Source organism: Alcanivorax sp. HI0044, from assembly GCF_001634945.1.
The window spans coordinates 1-7135 of the sequence record NZ_LWEZ01000413.1 but is presented as its reverse complement, the minus strand read 5'-3'; the positions used below and the strand labels follow the sequence as shown (position 1 = coordinate 7135).

The window sequence follows — 7135 nt, the reverse complement described above, 5'->3', positions numbered from 1 at the left end:
GCACTAATCGGCAGCCTTAATCCGCTTACGGCCAGCCGCCTTGATAGCCGTTATATCCAACGGTTTCGGTTCCCCGCTGGACTCACCCTCAGCGAGGGCTTGCCTCAGCATGGCAAGACGTTCTTTGGTCTGTTGGTCCCTTCGGATGAGATCGCGGATGTACTCACTATCGTTGCCAAAGTGGCCGCTTTCAATCTGGGCTTTCACCCAGCCGTCTTGCTGTTCGGTCAGCGTGATGGTTTTCCGGTGCATGCTCATGGCTGGTGCTCCTAACATGGCAGAGGTATGACATTATCATACTCTTTCCTCGCGCCGAATCAATGCTCATCTTCTTGCCACCCAACGCCGCGCTTTGCGGCAAATTTGTAGCGCAGCGAAAAATTTGTCCGACAACAGCGCCTTGTTAACTTTCATAAACCACCATGTCCGCACCGAACGCTAAGCGAGACAGCTTAGCTGTTTTAGTTATAACGTTCTCGTCTTCGTCTAAGTACCTAGAGAGCTTGCCAAAACCCAAGCTGTCGTGTTTTTGAAATACGTACAGCATCTGATCATAAAGCTCTTCCCAATTGTCTTTATGAAACTGCCGATAACCATTCCGTTCTTTAAATATGGAAACGTAACGCTCTAATGCGTCAGTCTTAAAACTCATCCTGTGTTCGACCGGCTTTGGTTCTGAGCAGAAATAGACCTGCGACTCTGATTGATTGAAACAGATTGAATGCTCGTCATCATCTGGCAAATTGCCAATTTCTGTAGGCGCTACCCAAATCGAGTTTCTAGCTACAGAACGACTAAAATAATTGTTATGCATCTCTACATTTGTATGGAACTTAGGTGCCACATAGAAAACTGGATTCCCACAGCGTTCTAGATGGATAAGTAAATCGTGCTGTTTTGAATGTCTCAAGGCATGTAGATTGAAACGATAATACGAGCTTCCGAATACGTGATGGTACTTTGCATTTGAACGACCTAGATAATCAGAACGTTTGAATTGCAGAAAAAATGGCAGGCCTTGAATTTCTACCTGAACATCATAGCCGCCACCATCCCGTCCTTCCTCGATAAGCGTTGGAAAAGTGGGTACTGCCGTAAATCGGTAGTTTCTAGTTAGCTCCTCTACTACCGTATATCCGTACGTAAATTCTGAAAATTGTGGCTTCATGCCGATCCTACAAAGTTAACAGGTATTAGGAAGCCGGCTCGAATATCCAATGAACGCGCCGGCTTCATATCACATTTATAAAATTTGCATATTGTAAGATAAAAGCAGAAAAGTCAGTACGTTACAAACCAGCTTGTCAGGGCATGATTCGATATGTTGCCTTCTCCATTCCCCGAAACGAATAACACTGCTCAAAAAAGCAGCATCGCTAAAAGCGAAAGGAGCCTATGTCTAAGGAGCCCACAGCCCCGCAGGCTTCGTGCATTCACGGATAATCAAACCGCCCTTCCGCCAGGAATATCTTTACCTGCGCAATCACCTCTCCGTTACGCATCATGAACGGATGCGTCACCGGCAGCACCAGATGGTCCTGCATGCCTTCGACTTTGGTTCTTTCTACGGTGACCTTGCCATCGTTAGGTCCGGGTAGTTGCGTGGAGAGCAGGAAATTGATGGTCTGATTGCCGGCGATGATACCGACCGGGAAATCCACCGGGCCGAGCTGGTTGGGGAGGCTGTCCGGGCCGGTGCCCATCTGGCTGCCGGCAGGGCCGTTGAACCATTGGAATGGCGCCCAGGCACCCAGGCGGTCCACCACTTCGCTGCCCTGATTGGGCGGGCCGAGCATGACGGTTCGGCCAAGGCGGGGAATGGTGTGTTCGCTGAGGTACTGGCGCAGCAGAATGCCACCCATAGAGTGGGTAACGAAATGGATGCTGCCTTCGTCGGGGCATTGCGCTAAAGCAGCGGGAAGGGTTTGCGCCGCGAGGGTTTGAATAGGGTGTTTGGTAGAGGGGTACCCCTGGTTCACCACCGTATAACCGGTTTTCTCCAGGGCCGTTTCCATTTTCTTCATGGCGTGGGCGGTTCTGGCCAGGCCATGCAGCAGCACAACGCATTGCGGTTCTTCCATGTTTTCCTCCGCCTGTGCTGCGGTCCAGGCCAGCAGGCACGCCAGCAACAACGCCAGCGCCCCTGCCCTGCCCGTCACGGATCTAGCCAAGCTGATCCAGCGCAGTCTTGAGGCGGGCCACCGCCGCATCCACATCACCGAGCTTGTCCAGGCCGAACAGGCCCACACGGAAGGTCTTGAAGTCCGCCGGTTCGTCGCACATAAGCGGCACACCACCGGCGGTCTGCAAGCCTTGCGCGATAAATGCCGCACCGCTCTTGATGCCATCGTCACCGGTGTAGGACACCACCACACCCGGGGCTTCAAAGCCCGGTGCGGCGACGCTGGCAAAACCGTGTTCGGCCATCAGGGCGCGTACCGCCTTACCCAGCTGCCACTGTTCGGCTTTAACGGTCTCCAGGCCGCGCTCCACGGTTTCCATCATGGTGTCGCGGAAACCGGTCAGCGCATCGGTGGGCATGGTGGCGTGGTAGGCATGGCCGCCGTTTTCATAGGCGATCATGATGTCGCGCCATTTACGCAGGTCGCAGGCGAAGCTGCTGCTGGTAGTTTCGTGCAGACGCTTTTCTGCGGCCTCGCTGAGCATCACCAGCGCGCTGCACGGCGAGCTGCTCCAGCCTTTTTGTGGCGCACTGATCAGCACGTCGACGCCGCAAGCCTGCATGTCCACCCAGATGGTGCCGGAGGCAATGCAGTCGAGGACGAACAGGCCGCCCACACTGTGCACCGCATCGGCCACCTGTTTGATGTAGTCATCGGGCAGGATGATGCCGGAGGCCGTTTCCACGTGGGGGGCGAACACCATGGCCGGTTTTTCCGCCTTGATGGCAGCGACCACCTCTTCAATGGGCGCCGGGGCGAATGCAGCCTGGGGCTGGTCGTTAACCGGAGAGGCTTTGAGAACGGTTTCTTTGGACGGGATCTTGCCCATCTCGAAGATCTGGCTCCAGCGGAAGCTGAAGAAACCATTGCGAATCACCAGGCAGGACTGGTCGGTGGCGAACTGACGGGCCACTGCTTCCATGCCGAAGCTGCCGCCACCGGGCACCACAGCCACGGAATGCGCGTTATAGACCTGTTTCAGGGTCGATGAGATATCCCGCATCACCTGCTGGAAGCGTTGTGACATATGGTTCAGGGAACGGTCGGTGAAAACCACGGAGTATTCGAGCAGACCGTCACGGTCAAAATCGCGGGGTAAAGCGGGCACGGGTCTCTCCCAATCAGCCAGGTTACGGGTACGGGGTTTTTCGTCTGTCTTGGATACTGGATTGACCGGCCCACCGCAACCGTTTGCCCGCCTTCAACCGCAAAATAGTGGCAAAAGCCGGGTCAACTGTTCAAAAGACGGCCAATGACCTGTACTCCCTTGTCTATTAAGCTTATTCGCTATCATTCTTGAGCGTATACAGGCGCTGCCTCATACTATGCGCCCTTGATGCCATGTAAACATGGCGTCTACTCCTATTTTTTTCGGCAAGCGAGCCTGCGATCACATGACTGAGTACGTCCTGATTCTGATCAGCGCTGTGCTGGTAAACAATTTCGTGCTGGTGCAGTTCCTCGGGCTGTGTCCGTTTATGGGGGTGTCCAATAAAGTGGAAACCGCCATGGGCATGTCCCTGGCCACCACGTTCGTGCTGACGCTGTCCTCCGTGCTTGCCTACCTGACCTGGGCCTACATTCTGGTGCCCTTCGAGCTGGAATACCTGCGCACCATCAGCTTTATTCTGGTGATTGCGGTGGCCGTGCAGTTCACCGAAATGTTCGTGAAGAAAGCCAGCCCGCTGCTCTACCGGGTGCTGGGGGTATTCCTGCCGTTGATCACATCCAACTGTGCGGTGCTGGGCGTGGCCCTGCTGAATGTGCGCCAGGAAGACGCCACCTTTATGTCTTCGCTGACCTACGGTTTCGGGGCGGCGCTGGGCTTTTCCCTGGTGCTGATCCTGTTTGCCGCCATGCGCGAGCGCATTGCCGTGGCCGATGTACCCGAAGCCTTTCGCGGCCCCAGCATCGGCCTGATCACCGCCGGTCTCATGTCACTGGCATTCATGGGCTTTTCCGGGTTGATCAAGTTATGAATGTACGCACGACGCCTGATGCCCGACGCCTGACAGGGGCGCGGTGCCTCACGATAATCGCCAACCCTGTGCTGCTACGCACTGTTTTGCCGTGTCCGGCATTCGGCATTCTGCGTCCTGCGGCACACGGAGTGTGCTCATGACCGCTGTGTTAATTGCTGTGGCGGCGTTGTTGGCTTTGGCGGCGGTGTTCGGTGCTGTGCTCGGGTTTGCCTCGGAAAAATTCAAGGTAGAAGGCGATCCGATCGTCGAGCAGATTGATTCGCTGCTGCCGCAGACCCAGTGCGGCCAGTGTGGCCACCCGGGTTGCCGCCCTTATGCGGAAGCCATTGCCGAGGGCGAAGAACACAACCGCTGCCCGCCAGGCGGACAGGACACCGTGGTGGCGCTGTCCGAATTGCTCGGCCGTGAAGAACTGACGCTGGATAATGAAGGCGCGGAAGACGCCAACGTGGCCAAGGTCGCCTACATCCGCGAAGACGAGTGCATTGGCTGCACCAAGTGCATCCAGGCCTGCCCGGTGGATGCCATCGTCGGCGCCGCCAAGTTGATGCACACGGTCATTGTTGATGAATGCACCGGCTGCGATCTCTGTGTGGAGCCCTGCCCGGTGGACTGTATCGACATGCTGGAAGTGAAACCGACCTTGCAAACCTGGGGCTGGCAGCGCCCGGCGGGTATCGGTGAGCGCCCGGACAGCCGCATTGAGGTGGTGAATTTATGAGACGCTTCACGCCACACGCCGGACGCATGACGCTTGTGCAGTGCCACTCGGATTCGCTCGTGCATGGCCGGAGATTGTTGCCATGAGCCAAGCGCAAACAAACAAAACCCGAAAAACACGCTCTGTTTTTGCGCGTCTGGCATCGGGCATCCGGCGGCCAGCGCCCATTCATGACTTCCACGGCGGCATTCATCCGCCGGAAATGAAGCATCTGTCCAACAGCACCCCCATCGTGCCCGGCCCGCTGCCGCAACAGCTGGTGCTACCGCTGAACATGCATATCGGCGCGCCGGCCAAGCCGTTGGTGGCGCCCGGAGACAAGGTCCTCAAGGGGCAGATGATTGCCGAGCCCATTGGCGCTGTCAGTGCAGCTATCCATGCGCCTACCTCTGGCACGGTCAGCGCCATTGGCCCGCGCCCCATCCAGCACCCATCGGGCATGGATGCGGTGTGTATCGTCATCGACACGGATGGCGAAGACCAGTGGGTTGAACATCAGGGTATTGCCGACTACACCGAAAAAAGCCCAGCCGAGCTGGTCGATCTGATCCGCCACGCGGGCATTGCCGGCATGGGCGGCGCTGGCTTCCCCACCAGCATCAAGGTGAACCTGGGCGACCATCAGCGCGTGGAGCAGCTGCTGATCAATGCGGTGGAATGCGAGCCCTACATCACCGCCGATGATCGCCTGATGCGTGAGCGTGCCGAGCAAATCGTCACCGGCATTCATATTCTCCAGTACCTGCTCAACCCCCGCCGCACCCTGATCGGTATCGAAGACAACAAGCCCGAGGCCATTTCCGCGATCAAACGGGCCTGCAAAGGCTCCGATATCGAAGTGCGTGTGGTGCCCACCAAATACCCCTCCGGCGGCGAGAAACAGCTGATCCAGTTGCTCACCGGCAAGGAAGTGGCCAGCGGCCAGCTGCCCGCCCAGGTGGGCGTGGTCTGCCAGAACGTGGGCACCGCCTATGCCATCAAGCGGGCCGTATGCGATGGCGAACCGCTGGTCTCGCGGGTCACCACCCTCACCGGCGACGGCGTCAGCCAGCCCGGTAACTACGAGGTGCTGCTGGGCACTCCGGTGCGCGACTTGCTGGCCCACGGCAACCTGGCGGGCCTGGACATCGGCCGACTGGTCATGGGTGGACCGATGATGGGCTTCACCCTGCACAACCCGGGCGTGCCCGTGGTGAAAACCACCAACTGCATCATCGCCGCCAGCCCGGAAGAGCTGCCGGAACCGCCGCCGGAACAGCCCTGCATCCGCTGCGGTTCCTGCGCGGAAGTGTGCCCGGCCAACCTGCTGCCCCAGCAACTGTACTGGCACGCCAAGAACGACGATCTGGAAAAAGCCCAGCACCACAACCTGATGGATTGCATCGAATGCGGTGCCTGTGCGTACGTGTGCCCCAGCCATATTCCGCTGGTGCAGTATTACCGCTACGCCAAGGGCGAAGTACGCCAGCAGGCGGCGGACCAGGTAAAAGCCGACAAGGCCCGCCAGCGCTTCGAAGCGCGGCAGGCACGCATTGAACAGGAACAGGCGGAAAAAGAAGCCCGCCGACAGGCGCGCCTGGAAGCCAACCGCAAGAAGAAGGAAGCCGGCCCGGCCGCCGCCAGTACTGTTGATGTGGCCGCGCTGAAGCAAGCCTCACTGGACGCCTCCAAAGCCTACAAAGCTGCGGTGAAAGCGGCCAAGATCGCCGAGGCGGAAGGCGCCGATAATCTGGCTGAACTGAAAGCCGAGGCGGACCAACTTAAAGCCGTGGCCGACAAGGCCAAAGCGGCTGTGCGTGACGCCAAAGACGGCGCCCCTGTTGCGGCAGCTCCGGCAGAAGATGCAGTGGCCAAACTCAAGAAGCAGGTCGGCGATGCTTCCAGCGCCTACAAGGCGGCAGTGAAAGCCGCCAAGGCCGCCGAGGCGGAAGGCGCGGACAATGTGGCTGAATTGAAAGCCCAGGCAGACACGCTGAAAGCCAACGCGGATGCGCTCAAGGCGGAACTGCGCGAAGCCAAGACCAACGCGCCCGCCGCTGCCGCACCGGTTGCTCAAGCAGACCCGGTTGCCGAATTGAAGAAACAGGTCGGTGACGCTTCCTCCGCTTACAAGGCCGCCGTCAAAGCCGCCAGGCAAGCGGACGAAGACGGGGCTGACAACGCCGCAGACCTGCGTGCCGGAGCGGATCGTCTGAAAGCGGTGGCGGACCAATTGAAAGCCGATCTGCGTGACGCCAAGGCAAACGCCC

The 7135-nt window shown here is 58.2% G+C and carries 7 protein-coding genes; 3 read left to right on the top strand and 4 right to left on the bottom strand.

Annotated elements, in window-relative coordinates; genetic code table 11:
- Window positions 1-3: 3 nt before the first annotated feature.
- The 4 genes from A3730_RS05020 to A3730_RS05005 all read right to left on the bottom strand — a co-directional run bounded on the left by A3730_RS05020 (window position 4) and on the right by A3730_RS05005 (window position 3291).
- The gene (locus tag A3730_RS05020; RefSeq protein ID WP_231880460.1) at window positions 4-252 is read right to left on the bottom strand and encodes a type II toxin-antitoxin system ParD family antitoxin; all 249 of its coding nucleotides are present in this window, start codon (window positions 250-252) and stop codon (window positions 4-6) included.
- 151 nt (window positions 253-403) lie between these two features.
- The gene (locus A3730_RS30225) at window positions 404-1168 is read right to left on the bottom strand and encodes a hypothetical protein (RefSeq protein WP_156497002.1); all 765 of its coding nucleotides are present in this window, start codon (window positions 1166-1168) and stop codon (window positions 404-406) included.
- A 265-nt stretch (window positions 1169-1433) separates the two neighbouring features.
- Entirely contained in the window at window positions 1434-2159 is a 726-nt protein-coding gene (locus tag A3730_RS05010) for a triacylglycerol lipase (protein WP_231880686.1), read from the bottom strand.
- A gap of 4 nt (window positions 2160-2163) precedes the next feature.
- On the bottom strand, window positions 2164-3291 hold the full coding sequence (locus tag A3730_RS05005; RefSeq protein WP_063520819.1) for an aminotransferase class V-fold PLP-dependent enzyme: 1128 nt from the start codon (window positions 3289-3291) through the stop codon (window positions 2164-2166).
- 286 nt (window positions 3292-3577) lie between these two features.
- Here A3730_RS05005 and rsxA point away from each other — a divergent pair, with 286 nt between their 5' ends.
- The 3 genes from rsxA to rsxC all read left to right on the top strand — a co-directional run.
- A complete protein-coding gene (gene rsxA, locus A3730_RS05000) occupies window positions 3578-4162 on the top strand; it encodes an electron transport complex subunit RsxA (RefSeq protein ID WP_007150071.1) in 585 nt (194 codons plus the stop codon).
- A gap of 139 nt (window positions 4163-4301) precedes the next feature.
- On the top strand, window positions 4302-4886 hold the full coding sequence (rsxB, locus tag A3730_RS04995) for an electron transport complex subunit RsxB (RefSeq protein WP_063520820.1): 585 nt from the start codon (window positions 4302-4304) through the stop codon (window positions 4884-4886).
- An 82-nt stretch (window positions 4887-4968) separates the two neighbouring features.
- The coding region (rsxC, locus tag A3730_RS04990; RefSeq protein ID WP_063537632.1) for an electron transport complex subunit RsxC at window positions 4969-7135 on the top strand (2167 nt) is incomplete at its 3' end.

Bases quoted from the DNA above. Each gene is read 5' to 3' on its own strand.
- A3730_RS30225 (WP_156497002.1), bottom strand. From the start codon at position 1,168: ATGAAGCCACAATTTTCAGAATTTACGTACGGATATACGGTAGTAGAG.
- rsxB (WP_063520820.1), top strand. From the start codon at position 4,302: ATGACCGCTGTGTTAATTGCTGTGGCGGCGTTGTTGGCTTTGGCGGCG.
- rsxA (WP_007150071.1), top strand. From the start codon at position 3,578: ATGACTGAGTACGTCCTGATTCTGATCAGCGCTGTGCTGGTAAACAAT.
- A3730_RS05020 (WP_231880460.1), bottom strand. From the start codon at position 252: ATGCACCGGAAAACCATCACGCTGACCGAACAGCAAGACGGCTGGGTG.